The following is a 15,535-nucleotide window of genomic DNA, read 5'->3' on the forward strand; positions in this document are numbered from 1 at the left end:
GGCGAGCGGAATGTAAAAAAGGCCGCCGGCTTGTCAGCCGCGGCCTTTTCCAGACAGACGGCCGGGCCAGGCCCAGCCGCCATTTTACCGTTGCGCCCGGCGTTGCCGACGACCGCCGTGCCACATCGCGGGCACGGCTCGCATTAACGCTCGGCTTCCTGGCTCATCGCATGCTCGCCAGCCATCTCGTCGATGGTTTCGAGGTAGCGTTGCGCGTCGAGTGCGGCCATACAGCCCGTGCCCGCGCTGGTGATCGCCTGACGATACACGTGGTCCTGCACGTCGCCGGCAGCAAACACGCCCGGCACGCTGGTGGCGGTCGCGAAGCCGTTCAGGCCGCCCTTGGTAATGATGTAGCCGTTCTTCATTTCCAGCTGGCCGGCGAAGATATCGGTGTTCGGCTTGTGGCCGATCGCCACGAACAGGCCTTGCAGCGCGAGATCTTCCGTGGCGCCGGTTTGCGTGTTCTTGATGCGCAGGCCGGTCACACCGGTCTGGTCGCCCGTCACTTCGTCGAGCGTGTTGTTCCACTTGATGTCGACGAGGCCTTCTTTTTCCTTGGCCAGCAGACGGTCGATCAGGATCGGCTCGGCGCGAAACTTGTCGCGGCGATGGATCACCGTCACTTTCCTGGCGATGCCCGACAGGTACAGGGCTTCCTCGACCGCGGTATTGCCGCCGCCGATCACGGCCACGTGTTGTTGCTTGTAGAAGAAGCCGTCGCAAGTGGCGCAAGCCGACACGCCCTTGCCCATGAACGCTTCTTCCGACGGCAGGCCGAGGTATTGCGCCGATGCGCCGGTCGCGATGATCAGCGAGTCGCAGGTGTACTCGCCCGAGTCGCCGATCAGGCGAATCGGCTTTTCATCCAGCTTGGCCGTGTGAATATGGTCGAACAGGATCTCGGTGTTGAAGCGCTCGGCGTGCTCCAGGAAGCGCCCCATCAGTTCCGGGCCTTGCACGCCGTGGGCGTCGGCCGGCCAGTTTTCGACGTCGGTGGTGGTCATCAGCTGGCCGCCTTGGGCCAGACCCGTGACGAGCACCGGCGAGAGGTTGGCGCGTGCCGCATAGACCGCCGCCGTGTAGCCGGCGGGACCGGAACCGAGAATCAGAACCTTGGCGTGTTTCGTGGAAGTAGCGGGCATGATCGAAATCCTTTGACGACGCCGGGCTCGCCCATGCGAGGCCGCGCGACTTGAACCTAAATGAGAGATGGGTATCAGTCCGGCATTATAAAGGGCGGGGCGCGAGCCTGCTCCATGAAGCTTTCTCATCGCGCCGATAGCGTGGCGACCCGCCGCCAGGCGGCTTTCTGTGGCCAAACGGCCAAGTTACCGTCATTTACAGCCTCACGCGGGACACTGCGTTTACAATAGGCCGGATCGAAGTTCCCGGCAGCCGGGATCGGGCCGGAACCGCGCTGGGCGAGGCGTCGGCCGCGACGCCCAGCCGGAATCGGCCTTACACGCAACAGGATCAATGGCAAAAGCTCCCTATTCCGCGAGCGCGCAGGCGTTGCCGCATCGCATGTCGCGCCTTTTCACCGAAATCCGCTGGATCCTGCAGGTGGCGCTCGGCGTCTTCCTGCTCATGGCGCTCGTCAGTTACAGCCGGCACGATCCGAGCTGGACGCACGCCGCGCAGGTCGACCATATCGGCAACTGGGCGGGTCGCGTGGGCGCGTGGACGTCCGACATCCTGCTGCTGCTGTTCGGCCTGTCCGCTTACTGGTGGATCGCGCTGCTCGGCCGTCATATCTCCGCCAACTACAAGCGCATCACCCGTCAGGAAGAAGTCGAAGAGGATCGTCCGCGCGACGTCAGCTGGCTGGCGGATGCGTTCGCGTTCATGCTCGTGCTGCTTGCCTGCGACGGCATCGAGGCGCTGCGCATGTGGTCGCTGAAAGTGCAATTGCCGCGCGCGCCGGGCGGCGTGATCGGTGAGGCGGTGGCGCGCGGTGTTTCGCATGCGCTCGGCTTCACGGGCGGCACGCTGGCGTTGCTGATCGTGCTGGCGATCGGCCTGTCGCTGTATTTCCGGTTTTCGTGGCTGTCGGTGTCCGAGAAGGTGGGCGAATCGATCATTTCCGCCGTGACCTTTGCGAAGCTGCGCCGCGAGGCCGGCCGCGATCGCAAGCTGGGCGAAGCCGCTGCGGTGAAGCGCGAAGGGAAAGTCGAAAAGGGCCGGGTGCGGATCGAGGAACACGAGCCGGTCATGATCGTGCCGCCGGTCGTCACGCCGGTGAAATCGGAGCGCGTCGAGAAAGAGCGGCAAGTGCCGTTGTTCACGGATTTGCCGGGCGATTCGACCTTGCCGCCGATCTCGCTGCTCGACGCCGCGCCCGCCGCGCAAGAAACCATTTCCGCCGACACCCTCGAATTCACCTCGCGTCTGATCGAGAAGAAGCTCAAGGACTTCGGCGTCGAAGTGAGCGTGGTCGCGGCCTATCCGGGGCCGGTCGTCACGCGCTATGAGATCGAGCCGGCCACCGGCGTGAAGGGCAGCCAGATCGTCGGCCTCGCGAAGGACCTGGCGCGTTCGCTCTCGCTCGTATCGATCCGCGTGGTCGAAACGATTCCAGGCAAGAATTTCATGGCGCTGGAGTTGCCGAACCAGCGCCGCCAGACCGTGAGCCTTTCGGAGATTCTCGGCTCGGCCGTGTATGCAGACGCGGCCTCGCCGCTGACCATGGGCCTTGGCAAAGACATCGGCGGCAAGCCCGTGTGCGCCGACCTCGCGAAGATGCCTCACTTGCTGGTGGCCGGTACGACCGGCTCGGGCAAGTCGGTGGGTATCAATGCGATGATTCTGTCGCTGCTCTACAAGGCGAGCGCCGACCAGGTCCGCATGATCCTGATCGATCCGAAGATGCTCGAAATGAGCGTCTACGAAGGGATTCCGCATCTGCTGTGTCCGGTGGTCACGGACATGCGTCAGGCCGGTCACGCGCTCAATTGGGCGGTCGCCGAAATGGAGCGCCGCTACAAGCTGATGAGCAAGCTCGGCGTGCGTAACCTCGCCGGCTACAACAACAAGATCGACGAAGCCACCAGGCGCGAAGAGAAGCTGCCGAATCCGTTCAGCCTCACGCCGGACGATCCGGAACCGCTCGCGCGTCTGCCGAACATCGTGATCGTGATCGACGAACTGGCCGACCTGATGATGGTGGTCGGCAAGAAGGTCGAAGAGCTGATCGCGCGGATCGCGCAGAAAGCGCGTGCGGCGGGCATCCATTTGATTCTGGCGACGCAGCGTCCGTCGGTCGACGTGATCACCGGCCTCATCAAGGCCAACGTGCCCACGCGAATGGCCTTCCAGGTGTCGTCGAAGATCGACTCGCGCACGATTCTCGACCAGCAGGGCGCGGAATCGCTACTCGGTATGGGCGACATGCTGTATCTGCCGCCCGGCAGCGGTTTGCCGGTGCGTGTACACGGTGCGTTCGTGTCGGATGAAGAAGTGCATCGGGTGGTCGACAAGCTCAAGGAACACGGCGAGCCGAACTACATCGAGGGCATTCTCGAAGGCGGCGTGTCCGGCGAGGGCGACGAAGGCTCAGCGGGCGCGGGTGGAACCGGATCGGGCGACGGCGAGTCGGACCCGTTGTACGACCAGGCCGTCGACGTCGTGTTGAAGAACCGTCGTGCGTCGATCTCGCTGGTGCAGCGGCATTTGCGCATCGGCTATAACCGTGCGGCGCGCCTGCTCGAGCAGATGGAAAACTCGGGCGTGGTGTCGTCGATGTCGTCGAACGGCAATCGCGAGATTCTCGCGCCGGCGCGGGAAGCGGAATAGGGCGTCGAGCGTCACGGTCCGAATTCCGTTGTCGTGCCGTCCTCTAAGGCTCGTTTAAGGCTGGCCGCCTAAGCTACGTGACACAAGGCTAAAGGCGAGCCGCGTGCCCTTATCGGCAACTGCGCCACCAGAGCGCCGCGTGGCCAGCACCGACAGGCTGCGCGAGCGCTCAACGAATTCAATCAAGGGAGAAAACTACATGCAGCGATTCGCGCAGCAGCACGCTCGACTGAATGCTCAATCCAGCCGCATCGGCCAACTCGCCCGCACGCTCGTACGCAGCGTCGGGACCGTGGCGATCGGCGCGTCGATGCTCGTCGCGTCGCAGGCATTCGCGAGCGGCACCGAACAATTGAAGGCGTTCGTCGCGCAAGTGCATTCGGCGCGCGGCACCTTCGTTCAGCAGGAAGTACGCGCGCCGAGCAAGGCGCAGAGCGCGAGCGGCGCGTTGTCCACCACGGGCGCGAGCAAGACCGGTACGTCGAGCGGCACCTTCACGTTTGCGCGTCCCGGCAAGTTCATCTGGCAATACGAGAAGCCCTACGCGCAGCTGCTGCAAGCGGACGGCGACAAGCTCTACGTGTACGACAAGGATCTGAATCAGGTCACGGTGCGCAGTCTGGGCGGCGCACTCGGCGCGAGCCCGGCGGCGATCCTGTTCGGCAGCAACGATCTGGACAAGAACTTCACGCTGCGAGATGCGGGCGTGAAGGCCGGCATCGACTGGCTCGAACTGACGCCGAAGGCGAAAGACACGCAATTCCAGCGCGTGGGCATCGGCTTCAAGGACGGCAATCTCGAAGCCATGGAATTGCACGACGTGTTTGGCAACGTGACGCTGCTGACCTTCTCGAACATTCAGAAGAACCCGCCGTTGCCGGCCGATGCGTTCAAGTTCACGGTGCCGAAGGGCGCGGACGTGATCAACGGCTAACCGCATCGCCTGTTTCGGGCTTCGCAAAAAAACCGCGCAGTTAGCGCGGTTTTTTTATGGCCTACTCGTTCGCTTCCAACTCCTGGGCTGGATGCGCCGCTTTCATATCGTCGATAAATGCTTCGACGATATCGGTGCGATGTTGGCGCGCACGCGTGACCATGTGAAACGCCACGCGATAGCGCATTTGCGCCGGGTTCAACGCAGCAAGCAGCCCCTGCTTGACGAAGGGTGCCGCGAAATGCCCCGGCAGATAGCCGAGGTGATGTCCCGACAGCACCAGCATCGCGACCGCTTCCATGTTGTCCGCGACGGCGGTCACGTTTTGCGGCGACGTCGAACTCTCGGCCTCGGGCAGCGGATAACTGCGCCACGCCCATTCATGCTGTGCGGCCTCGGCGGGCGGCACCTCGCCGGCTTGCGCAAACAAGGGGTGACCTTTCGCGCAGTAGGCGAACTGGTCTTCCGCAAATACCTCGGTGTATTCGAGCGACGGCACGCGATGCCAGAAGTACCCAATACCCACCTGAATCCGGCCATTGAGCAGCAGCTCTTCCAGCTCGCCCGGCGAGCGCACCAGAATCGAAAAACGCACCGACTGATCGCGGGAGCGAAACCGGCCGATCGCATCGCTGATGCGCGCGCTCGCCGACACCGGCGTGTGGCCGATCATGCCGATGTCGAGCGTGCCTACCAGCTTGCGGCCGACATTGCGTGCCTGCATGCCAAAGGTGTCGACGGCGGATAGCAGGGCACGGGCCGCGTCGATGAACTGCTCGCCGCGCGCGGTCAGGCTGAAGCCGCCGCGACCGCGTTCGCACAGGCGATAGCCGAGGCGCGTCTCCAGCGTGGCGAGTTGCGTACTGATGGTCGACTGGCCGACGTTGAGCGTGGCCTGCGCCGGCGAGACGCCGCCCGCGTCGACGATGGCGAGAAACACGCGGATCAGCCGCAGGTCGAGATCGGTGAGTTGAGAGAACATACGTCAGGATACATCGCTAAAAATCAATGTGAAGTTTACCGCGTCGCTATTTTAACTTCCGTCAAACTGCTCAAAAATCCAGATTCGACGGCAAGGTGCGATTCCGATGCTTTTCCGGAGCCGATTCACACGATTTTGCTTGCTGCCCCCTTTTCATTGCCGAGACACGATGAATACCTCTGCTTTCATTTCCCCAGAAGCCGGCGAACGGCCGCAACCGCTGTCCGGTAACGCCATGCCCCGCTGCGGCGGCATTACCACGATGATGCGCCTGCCGAACGTCGGCTCGGCGGAAGGCTTCGACGCCTGCTTCGTCGGCGTGCCGTTTGACCTCGGCACCTCGAACCGCACCGGCGCGCGTTTCGGCCCGCGCCAGATCCGCAGTGAGTCCGTGCTGCTGCGCCCGTACAACATGGCGACGCGCGCGGCGCCCTTCGATTCGCTGCGAGTGGCCGATCTCGGCGACGTCGCGATCAATCCGTACAATCTGCTCGACTCGATCACGCGCATCGAAGCCGCGTACGACGAGATTCTGCAGCACGATTGCAAGCCGATCACGCTGGGCGGCGATCACACTATCGCGCTGCCGATTCTGCGCGCGATCCATCGCAAGCATGGCAAAGTCGGACTGATTCACGTCGACGCGCACGCCGACGTCAACGACACGATGATGGGCGAAAAAATCGCGCACGGCACGCCGTTTCGCCGCGCGGTGGAAGAGGGGCTGCTCGACTGCGATCGCGTCGTGCAGATCGGCTTGCGCGGCACGGGCTACGCAGCGGAAGATTTCGACTGGTGCCGCGATCAGGGCTTCGAAGTCGTGCAGGCCGAGGCCTGCTGGAACCAGTCGCTCGTACCGCTGATGGCGCGGGTTCGCGAACGCATGGGCGATGGCCCGGTGTACATCACGTTCGATATCGACGGTATCGATCCGGCCTTCGCGCCGGGCACGGGCACGCCGGAAATCGCGGGTCTCACAGTGCCGCAGGCGCTGGAGATCATTCGCGGCTCGCACGGCTTGAATATCGTCGGCTGCGATCTGGTCGAAGTGGCGCCGCCGTACGATCCGTTCGGTACGACCGCTCTGCTGGGCGCGAATCTCGCGTTCGAATTGTTGTGCGTGCTGCCGGGTGTCGAGTATCGGGCTGCGTCGCGATAAGCCGATTTGCGCTGGCATGCCTTGAATAGAAAAGGCCTGCATTTGCAGGCCTTTTCTACTTCTTCTACTTCTAATGGACGCAACGAAACGCTTAGGCGTACGCGGTCTTACGTGCCGAGACGAACGCGAGATAACACAGCGCGCCGATCGCGAGCGACGGCAAGGTGGCGCCGAGATTCGGCAGCCACTGATTGATGACCTGATACGACACGATGCCGATGGCCCACGCGACGAACGCGCTCAGATGCCAGCCGCCCGAGAAGCCATAACGGCCGCGCACGTCGGCGAGCACGGCGGCTTCGATGCGGCGCTTGCGCACGATGAAGTGATCCACCAGCACCACGCCGAACAACGGCGCGAACACCGAGCCGATCAGCAGCAGGAAGTTCTGATACTTCGCCATCGGCACGAGCAGGGCAACCAGCGTGCACAACGCACCGAATGCCGCCGACAGCATCGGCACGCTGCCGCGCGTCCAGAACGTGCCGGTCGAGACCGCCGCGGAGTGGATATCGGCGAAAGCGTTGTCGATTTCGTCGATCAGGATCAGCAGCAGCGCGAGGCCGCCGCCGGCTTGCGCCAGGGCGCCCGTCAGCAGTGCATCGCCGCCGCCCGCTGCGAGGCCGTAGATCGCGCCGAGCGCATAGAACCAGATGTTCGCGATGCCATAGCCGACCAGGGTGCCGCGGAACGTTTCGCCGGGCTTGCGGCCGAAACGCGTGTAGTCGGCGATGAGCGGCAACCAGGACAAGGGCATCGCCACCACCAGATCGATCGCGCCGCCGAACGACATGTCGCCCGTGCCCGGACGGCGCATCAGCGCGGCCAGATCGTGTTTGGCGAGCAGATTCCACGTGAGCCACGCGGCGCCCGCGAGCAGCAGCCAGATACCCCACGTACGGAGGAATTTGCGCACGAACGAGAGTGGTCCGCTGATCGCCAGCAGGGTCGCCAGCAAGCCGAAGATCACCGTCCAGATCAGCGGCATCGACAGGCCGAAGGACTGCTTGGCGAGGGCGTCGGCGGAATCGCGCATCACGATCACTTCGAACGAGCCCCAGCCGACCAGTTGCACCGCGTTCAGCACGGCCGGCACCGACGCGCCGCGCACGCCGAGCGTGGGCCGCAGCGACGACATCGCCGCGAGTCCGGTGTCCGTGCCGATCACGCCGGCCAGCGCCAGCAGGACCACGCCGATCACGCTGCCGATCACGATGGCGAGCAACGCATGCGGCAGCGACAGCCCCGGCACCAGCAGCGCGCCGGCTTGCGCGACCAGCAGGCCGATGCCGAGCGAGAACCAGAGCGCGAACGCGTCGCCGGTACGGAACGCGCGCCGCGCGTCGGGCACCGGCGTGAGCGGCGCGTAGGTGGAACCGGCGTCGCCGGCGAGTGGATCTTGAGCCATCTGGTGTTGTCCCTGTTGGTGTTCGTGTTCGTGTTCGTGTCGCGTGTCAGGTCAGGTTGCGTGACGACCTGCATGCAACGTTGTTCGTGTTGGCGCGCATACCCGCCGCGCTCGTTCATGTTTCGCGGTTCGACCCGTGGCGATGTTTCCGGCTTTGCCACGCCTCGCGGCCTTCATGCGGGCCGCGTCGCTGTCATAATGCAGGACGTTGCCCGTCACTTCGCTGTGCCGGCTTGACTCATCCGGCAGCACGCCGCCTCATACGGACCGCGTCCGGAAAAGCCGAGATTATCCCCAAAACGTCATGTTTGAAGAAACCCGTGCCAATGTTCCGCTCGCCGAACGCCTGCGGCCCCGCAATATCGACGAGGTGATCGGCCAGAAGCATCTGCTCGGGCCGAACAAGCCGCTGCGGGTCGCTTTCGAGTCCGGCGAAGCCCATTCGATGATCCTCTGGGGCCCGCCCGGCGTCGGCAAAACCACGCTCGCGCGGCTCATGGCCGACGCTTTTCACGCCGAGTTCATCGCGTTGTCGGCGGTGCTCTCGGGCGTGAAGGATATCCGCGAAGCCGTCGAGACCGCGCAGATTCATCGCGCGAACGGGCATCAGACGCTGGTGTTCGTCGACGAAGTGCATCGCTTCAACAAGAGCCAGCAAGACGCGTTCTTGCCGCACGTCGAGTCGGGGCTGTTCGTGTTCGTCGGCGCGACGACCGAGAATCCGTCGTTCGAAGTGAACAGCGCGTTGCTCTCGAGAGCTGCCGTCTACGTGCTCAAGAGCCTCACCGACGAAGAGCAGGCCGAACTGCTCGAGCGGGCCCAGCAGGAACTCGGCGGCCTCACGTTCACCGACGAAGCTCGCGACGCACTGATCGGTTCCGCCGACGGCGACGGCCGCAAGCTGCTGAACAACCTCGAGATCGTCGCGCGGGCGGCGGCCCAGCAAAAAACCACCGAAATCAACGGCGCCTTGCTCGGCAGCGCGCTCGCCGAGAACCTGCGCCGCTTCGACAAAGGCGGCGACGCATTTTACGACCAGATCAGCGCGCTGCATAAATCGGTGCGCGGCAGCAGCCCGGACGGCGCGCTGTACTGGTTCTGCCGCATGCTCGACGGCGGCGCGGACCCGCGCTACCTGGCGCGCCGCATCGTACGCATGGCGTGGGAGGACATCGGCCTCGCCGATCCGCGCGCGGCGCGTATCGCGCTCGACGCTGCGGAAACCTACGAGCGCCTCGGCACGCCCGAAGGCGAATTGGCGCTGGCCCAGGCGATCATCTATCTGGCGGTCGCGCCGAAGTCGAACGCCGGGTATAACGCGTACAACGAGGCGCGCCGCTTCGTCAGCAAGGACCAGTCGCGTGGCGTGCCGGTGCATCTGCGTAACGCGCCGACCAAACTGATGAAAGAACTCGGCTACGGTCACGAATACCGCTACGCGCACGACGAGCCCGACGCTTATGCGGCTGGCGAGACCTATCTGCCGGACAACCTGCGTGATCCGCATTGGTACGAGCCGACGCCGCGCGGTCTGGAAGGCAAGATCGGCGACAAGATGGCCCGTTTGGCCGAACTGGACGCGCAGTGGCGCAGCGAGAACAAGCCGAAGAAGGGCTGAGCACCATCTAAGGCACCGGCGGCCCGCGCCGGTGCGCTAAAATCCCACCTTCATACAACGAACACCCGCCCCATCCCATGCTCGACATCCAGCTGCTGCGCAAAGACCTCGACGGCGTCGCCAGGCGACTCGCCGACCGCGGCTATACCCTCGACACGGCGGCCTTCACCGCGCTCGAAGCGGAACGCCGCGACACCCAGACCCGTACCGAAGAGATGCAGGCGCGCCGCAACAGCCTGTCGAAGCAGATCGGCGCGATGAAAGGAAAGGGCGAGGACACCTCGGCGGTGATGGCCGAAGTCGGCGGTATCGGCGACGAGATGAAGGCGTCGGCGGCGAAGCTGGACGAGATCCAGAAGGGTCTGTCGGATCTGCTGCTCGGCGTGCCGAATCTGCCGCACGAAAGCGTGCCGATGGGCAAGGACGAGGCCGAAAACGTCGAAGTGCGACGCTGGGGCACGCCGCGCCAGTTCGATTTCGAAGTAAAGGATCACGTCGACGTGGGCACGCCGCTCGGCCTCGACTTCGAGACCGGCGCAAAGCTCTCGGGCGCGCGTTTCACCATGTTGCGCGGGCAGATTGCGCGGCTGCATCGTGCGCTCGCGCAGTTCATGATCGACACGCATACGCAACACCACGGTTACACCGAGGTGTACACGCCGTACATCGTGAATCCGGAAATTCTGTACGGCACGGGCCAACTGCCCAAATTCGCCGACGACATGTTCCGCGTCGAGAAGGGCGGTGACGAGAACACGATTACGCAATACCTGATCTCCACCTCGGAAATTTCGCTGACGAACACGGTGCGCGACAGCATCGTCGAACCGGACGCGCTGCCGATCAAGCTGACCGCGCATTCGCCGTGCTTCCGCTCGGAAGCGGGCTCGTATGGTCGCGACACGCGTGGCCTGATTCGCCAGCATCAGTTCGACAAGGTCGAGATGGTGCAGATCGTCGCGCCGGACGCGTCGTACGACGCGCTGGAGCAGATGGTCGGCCACGCCGAGACGATTCTGCAGAAGCTGGAATTGCCGTATCGCGTGATCACGCTGTGCACGGGCGACATGGGTTTCTCCGCTGCCAAGACGTACGACCTGGAAGTGTGGGTGCCGGCGCAGAACACGTATCGCGAGATTTCGAGTTGCTCGAATACCGAGTCGTTCCAGGCTCGCCGGATGCAGGCGCGCTTTCGCAATGCACAGGGCAAGCCGGAGTTGCTGCACACGCTGAACGGTTCAGGGTTGGCCGTGGGCCGCACGCTCGTCGCCGTGCTGGAGAATTTCCAGAACGCCGACGGCTCGGTGACGGTGCCGGCGGCGTTGCGTCCGTATCTCGGCGGTATCGAACGGCTGGCGGTGCCGGCGGCCTGATTGCCGGAAGTCCAGGCCCCTCTGGGCTGAAAAAGTTTGACGAGGGGCTTGGAAATCGGAATCAGCTGTTCTATAATCTTTCTCTCCCAAGCAGCGACCCGCTTGGATCTGACGAAGCAGCTTCATCGCTGTGAGTTGGAAGACCCGGAAAGGTGGCAGAGTGGTCGAATGCGCTGGACTCGAAATCCAGTGTACCTTTAGGGGTACCGTGAGTTCGAATCTCACCCTTTCCGCCAAATTTAAAAACCCCGCAGAACGAAAGTTCTGCGGGGTTTTTGCTTTTGTCTCCCTCCGGCCGCCGCCAAACTAAATCACCAGCTTCGGCTCCGCATCGCCGGTTCGCTTCGGGGCGTCGCCGAACAATCTTGCCAGCGCCGCCGCCATCCCAAGTAACAAGGCCAACGTCAGCCCCCATCCGGCGACGAGGCCGCTCGGTCCACGCTCGATCAATCGCGACGTCCAGAAATCCGGGAAGCGGCGGCCTTCATCCTGCTGCGCGAACCTGGGATCGGAACCGGCGAACATCAGCGTTTCGCCGTGCATGCCCATCCAGAAGCCCTTCCAGATACCTTCGGTTGCGTACGGGTAGGTGGCGTCCTGCTGGTCGGAGCCCGGGTACTCGGCCATGATCACGTGCCAGTTGGTGGTGGCCGGCGCCACGTTCCAGCACACGGCGGCGATCACGACCACAGCCGCAGCAACGCGCGACGTACTGGCAATTGCCAGAAGACACGGCCCCACCGCGAGGAACAGGACCGGCAGACACGGGACGAGGTATCGAGGTCCCCAACCGAACGTGCCCCAGTGGTTCAGCTTTGCGATCACCACCATGTAGATGAGCATGCCGAGCGTCATCGATTGAATCAGCGTGCGCTGGCGGCTGTTCAGATTTCGCCAGACCCATGGCAACACGAGGACCGCGACGACGATCGGGCAAAACAGCAGCAAGCCCCGGTTCGGCGAGAACAGCAAGCCGGCGAGGCCGTGCAGGATGTTGCCGTCCATCGCGTTGCCGCCTTTCAGGTAGTAATCGCTCGCCGTGGCGGGGCGCAGGAACTGGCCGGTCCGGACTGCGTTATAGACAAAAGTCGGAATCATGCCGACGGCGAACGTCGCGCCCAGCAATACATAGCGCGGCAACGATCCACGAGTGCGCCAGGCCAGACATGCCACGGCGACGACCAGGCCCGGCGCCAGCGAATAACGGAAGGTGCAGGCGATGGCAAGCCATAACCCCGCCGCGATAAACGTGCGCGGGCTCGCGCCGGGTCGCGACAAGCCCTGTGCGTAATAGAGAAACGCACACATGGCAGCGGCGCAGGGCGCGACGTCCCAGGTGACCTTGGCGTACGGCAGGAAGAAGGTGCCGGCCGCAAACACGAACGCGATGAGGAACGCCTGTCGCGCGGTGTAGAACTCGCTGAACAGCAGGAACAGGAAATAGCAGCCCAACGCATAGAAGAGCGAGTACGTGAGCGCGACGCCGACCTTCGAGATCAATGGCGGGTTCTTCACCATTTCGTCGACGCTCGCGTGACTGAGCTTCGCTCCGATCAGTGCGCCGGGCAGCATCAGCAGCGTGGCGCCCAAATCGTGCGGCTCGTAATAGACCCCGTTAGGCGCCGCGACCCAAAAATCGGGATTGGGCGGCGTTCGCGTACCCAGATCGTGACGCGTGACCGCGAGCATGGCAGACGACAGTTGCTGACCGGCATCGAAACTGCCCATTCGGCCGCTCGACATCAGCACGAAAAAGAACACGAAGAACGCAAGCACTGCGGTCCGGATGCTGAGCCTGAGCCAGGGATAACGTCGGACCTGATTGTCGCGCGCCATGTTTGCCTCGCCGCAGAGTCGAGTGGTCGCTCAGGTCCATCGCGCTCGGTTCGTGGAGCGGTCGCCGTCGATCAGCCGATCCACGCGCCTGGGCAGAACATGGGTCCGACTCTAGCGAGCCGCTACCGGCAGCAATGTGCGCTCCCCAACATTGCTGACTTGCCCCCCATTTCCGCCACCTCTGCATCCATTTCCGCCTCCGCTGCGTAAATCCCCTCAAGGACGCGCAAGCCCCGCCTCACCTGACTAAACCACCGCGCGTCCCCATGAAGAGGAGACGCGCCCATGACCCAATCCGCACCGACCACCCCACTACCGCGCGGCTCGCGGGTCGCGGTCATCGGCGCCGGTATCTCGGGTTTGGCCAGCGCCTATCTGCTGGCGCGCAACCATCGGGTCACCCTGTTCGAATCGGCCGGCTATCTGGGCGGCCACACCAATACGGTCGACGTCACGCTCGAAGGCCATACGCATCCGGTCGATACGGGCTTTCTGGTGTTCAACGACCGGACTTACCCGAACCTGATCGCGCTGTTCGACGAACTGGGCGTGCAGTCGCATCCGAGCGACATGACTTTCTCGGTCTCGCTCGACGAAGGCCGTCTCGAATGGGCCGGCACCAGTCTGAACACGGTGTTCGCGCAACGCCGCAACCTGTTCTCGCCGACCTTCATCGGCATGCTGCGCGACATCATGCGCTTCAACGGCAGCGCGCAGCAGAACCTCGAACTGGCGACGCAAACGCGTGCGTCGATGGGCGAGTTGCTGACCACCGGCGGCTACGGCGGCGCGTTCCAGCGTCATTATCTATTGCCGATGGCGGCTGCGATCTGGTCGAGCGCCACCGCCGACATTCTCGCTTTCCCGGCCACCACGTTCCTGCGCTTCTGCCTGAACCACGCGTTGCTGCAGGTGAATCGCCGGCCGCAGTGGAAGACCGTCGTCGGCGGCGGCCGGGAGTACGTGAGGCGCATCGCCGGTCAACTCGACGACGTCCGCGTCGGCGCGGCCGTGCGCGGTGTGCGGCGCGACGAGCAAGGTGTCGACGTGTACACCGACACCGGCACCGAGCGCTTCGACGCGCTGGTCCTCGCCACGCACGCACCGACCACCCTGCGTCTGCTGCAGGACGCCGATCAGGACGAGCGCGGCGTGTTGAGCGCCGTGCGCTATCAGCCGAACGTCGCCGTGCTGCATACCGATACGAATCTGCTGCCGCGTCGTCAGCGTGTGTGGTCGGCCTGGAATTACCTGGGCAGCCGCAGCATCGACGGCACGCAGCCGGTGTGCGTGAGCTATCTGGTTAATCAGTTGCAGCCGCTGCCGTTCAGGACGCCGCTCGTCGTCACGCTCAATCCGGTGACGCAACCCGCGCCCGGAACCGAGCTGCGCCGCTTCGTCTACGACCATCCGCTGTTCGATCTGGCCGCGATCGACGCCCAGCATCGCTTGCCGACGCTTCAAGGCAAGCGTCGCACGTGGTTCGCGGGCGCATGGACGGGCTACGGTTTTCATGAAGACGGTCTGAAATCGGCGCTGCGTGTAGCTGCCGATTTCGACGCCTCGCCGGCGTGGGCCAGGCTATGAACGCCGCCCTTGCCAAGCTCGACCCGGCGGCCTGGCTTTTGACGGGCAAGGTGATGCACGAGCGTCTGCGGCCGCAGCCGCATCGCTTCACGTATCCCGTGTTCTACGTGCGCTGCGATCTGGACCGGCTGGCGTCGCTCGATTGCGGCTGGTTCGGTATCGACCGCTGGCGGCCGCTGAGCTTGCACGCACGCGACCACGGTCCGTGCGACGGCAGCGATCTCGCCACGTGGATGCGCGCGCAACTATCGGCGGCGGGGATCGGCGAAGCGGACGGCAAGATCTGGCTGCAAGCCTTTCCACGTGTATTCGGCTACGCCTTCAATCCGATCAGTTTCTGGTTCTGCCACGACCGCGACGGCAATTTGCGCGCGCTGCTGGCCGAAGTGCGCAATACGTTCGGCGCGCGTCACAGTTACCTGCTCAGTGCGCCGGGCAATGCGCCGATTACGGCGCACACGCCGCTGGTGTGTCGAAAAATGCTGCACGTCTCGCCGTTTTGCCGCGTGGAAGGCGGCTACACGTTCCGCGTGAAGGAAACGCCGACCAGCGCCTCCGTCGCGATCGACTACAGCGACGCCGACGGCTTGTTGATCCGCACGGCACTCGGCGGCCGCTTGACGCCTTTGACACGCACCACCGCATTGGTCGCGCTGTTTCGTCAACCGCTCCTGAGCGTCGGCGTGGTCGCACGAATTCATTGGCAGGCCCTGCGCCTCGCCTTCAGGAAAGCGCCGTTCTACGGCAAAAACCCCGCGCCGGGCCGCACTGCCGACGCTACCACCGACCCCGTCGCAGGCGGCCAACCATCCGCCGCCGCGCAGCCTATTTCGACCGATTGAG

At 64.1% G+C, this 15,535-nt stretch carries 11 protein-coding genes and 1 tRNA gene; 8 read left to right on the top strand and 4 right to left on the bottom strand.

Annotated features, from left to right (window positions below):
• Nucleotides 1-143: 143 nt before the first annotated feature.
• The gene (gene trxB / locus FQ705_RS24310; protein WP_144145088.1) at nt 144-1,145 is read right to left on the bottom strand and encodes a thioredoxin-disulfide reductase; all 1,002 of its coding nucleotides are present in this window, start codon (nt 1,143-1,145) and stop codon (nt 144-146) included.
• Between the two features lie 334 nt (nt 1,146-1,479).
• Here trxB and FQ705_RS24315 point away from each other — a divergent pair, with 334 nt between their 5' ends.
• On the top strand, nt 1,480-3,795 hold the full coding sequence (locus tag FQ705_RS24315) for a DNA translocase FtsK (RefSeq protein ID WP_144145090.1): 2,316 nt from the start codon (nt 1,480-1,482) through the stop codon (nt 3,793-3,795).
• 199 nt (nt 3,796-3,994) lie between these two features.
• A complete protein-coding gene (gene lolA, locus FQ705_RS24320; protein WP_144145092.1) occupies nt 3,995-4,729 on the top strand; it encodes an outer membrane lipoprotein chaperone LolA in 735 nt (244 codons plus the stop codon).
• 61 nt (nt 4,730-4,790) lie between these two features.
• On the opposite strand, the gene FQ705_RS24325 is transcribed toward lolA, so the two are convergent.
• Nucleotides 4,791-5,711 (bottom strand): LysR family transcriptional regulator, encoded by a 921-nt coding sequence (locus tag FQ705_RS24325; RefSeq protein ID WP_144145094.1) that lies wholly within the window; start codon nt 5,709-5,711, stop codon nt 4,791-4,793.
• A 169-nt stretch (nt 5,712-5,880) separates the two neighbouring features.
• Between FQ705_RS24325 and speB the strand changes: the two genes are divergently transcribed.
• Nucleotides 5,881-6,870: an agmatinase gene (gene speB, locus FQ705_RS24330; protein WP_144145096.1), complete on the top strand. Its 990-nt coding sequence runs from the start codon at nt 5,881-5,883 to the stop codon at nt 6,868-6,870.
• 91 nt (nt 6,871-6,961) lie between these two features.
• Here speB and cytX read toward each other — a convergent pair whose 3' ends face one another.
• On the bottom strand, nt 6,962-8,278 hold the full coding sequence (gene cytX, locus FQ705_RS24335) for a putative hydroxymethylpyrimidine transporter CytX (RefSeq protein ID WP_144145098.1): 1,317 nt from the start codon (nt 8,276-8,278) through the stop codon (nt 6,962-6,964).
• Between the two features lie 304 nt (nt 8,279-8,582).
• Between cytX and FQ705_RS24340 the strand changes: the two genes are divergently transcribed.
• The 3 genes from FQ705_RS24340 to FQ705_RS24350 all read left to right on the top strand — a co-directional run bounded on the left by FQ705_RS24340 (nt 8,583) and on the right by FQ705_RS24350 (nt 11,505).
• Nucleotides 8,583-9,896 carry a replication-associated recombination protein A gene (locus FQ705_RS24340; RefSeq protein WP_144145100.1) on the top strand — a complete coding sequence of 438 codons (1,314 nt, stop codon included), beginning with the start codon at nt 8,583-8,585 and terminating at the stop codon, nt 9,894-9,896.
• A gap of 77 nt (nt 9,897-9,973) precedes the next feature.
• A complete protein-coding gene (gene serS, locus FQ705_RS24345) occupies nt 9,974-11,269 on the top strand; it encodes a serine--tRNA ligase (RefSeq protein WP_144145102.1) in 1,296 nt (431 codons plus the stop codon).
• Nucleotides 11,270-11,415: 146 nt separating this feature from the next.
• Nucleotides 11,416-11,505: transfer RNA gene (locus FQ705_RS24350), tRNA-Ser, on the top strand.
• 70 nt (nt 11,506-11,575) lie between these two features.
• Here the strand turns inward: FQ705_RS24350 and FQ705_RS24355 are convergent.
• A complete protein-coding gene (locus FQ705_RS24355) occupies nt 11,576-13,105 on the bottom strand; it encodes a hypothetical protein (RefSeq protein ID WP_144145104.1) in 1,530 nt (509 codons plus the stop codon).
• 285 nt (nt 13,106-13,390) lie between these two features.
• Between FQ705_RS24355 and FQ705_RS24360 the strand changes: the two genes are divergently transcribed.
• Together FQ705_RS24360 and FQ705_RS24365 are read left to right on the top strand one after the other, a co-directional pair.
• Nucleotides 13,391-14,692 carry an NAD(P)/FAD-dependent oxidoreductase gene (locus FQ705_RS24360; RefSeq protein ID WP_144145106.1) on the top strand — a complete coding sequence of 434 codons (1,302 nt, stop codon included), beginning with the start codon at nt 13,391-13,393 and terminating at the stop codon, nt 14,690-14,692.
• Entirely contained in the window at nt 14,689-15,534 is an 846-nt protein-coding gene (locus FQ705_RS24365; RefSeq protein ID WP_144145108.1) for a DUF1365 domain-containing protein, read from the top strand. Before FQ705_RS24360 ends, FQ705_RS24365 begins: the two co-directional genes overlap by 4 nt.
• The last annotated feature ends 1 nt before the right edge of the window (nt 15,535 follow it).

This window comes from Paraburkholderia sp. BCC1884 (assembly GCF_900996225.1).
Taxonomy (GTDB): domain Bacteria; phylum Pseudomonadota; class Gammaproteobacteria; order Burkholderiales; family Burkholderiaceae; genus Paraburkholderia.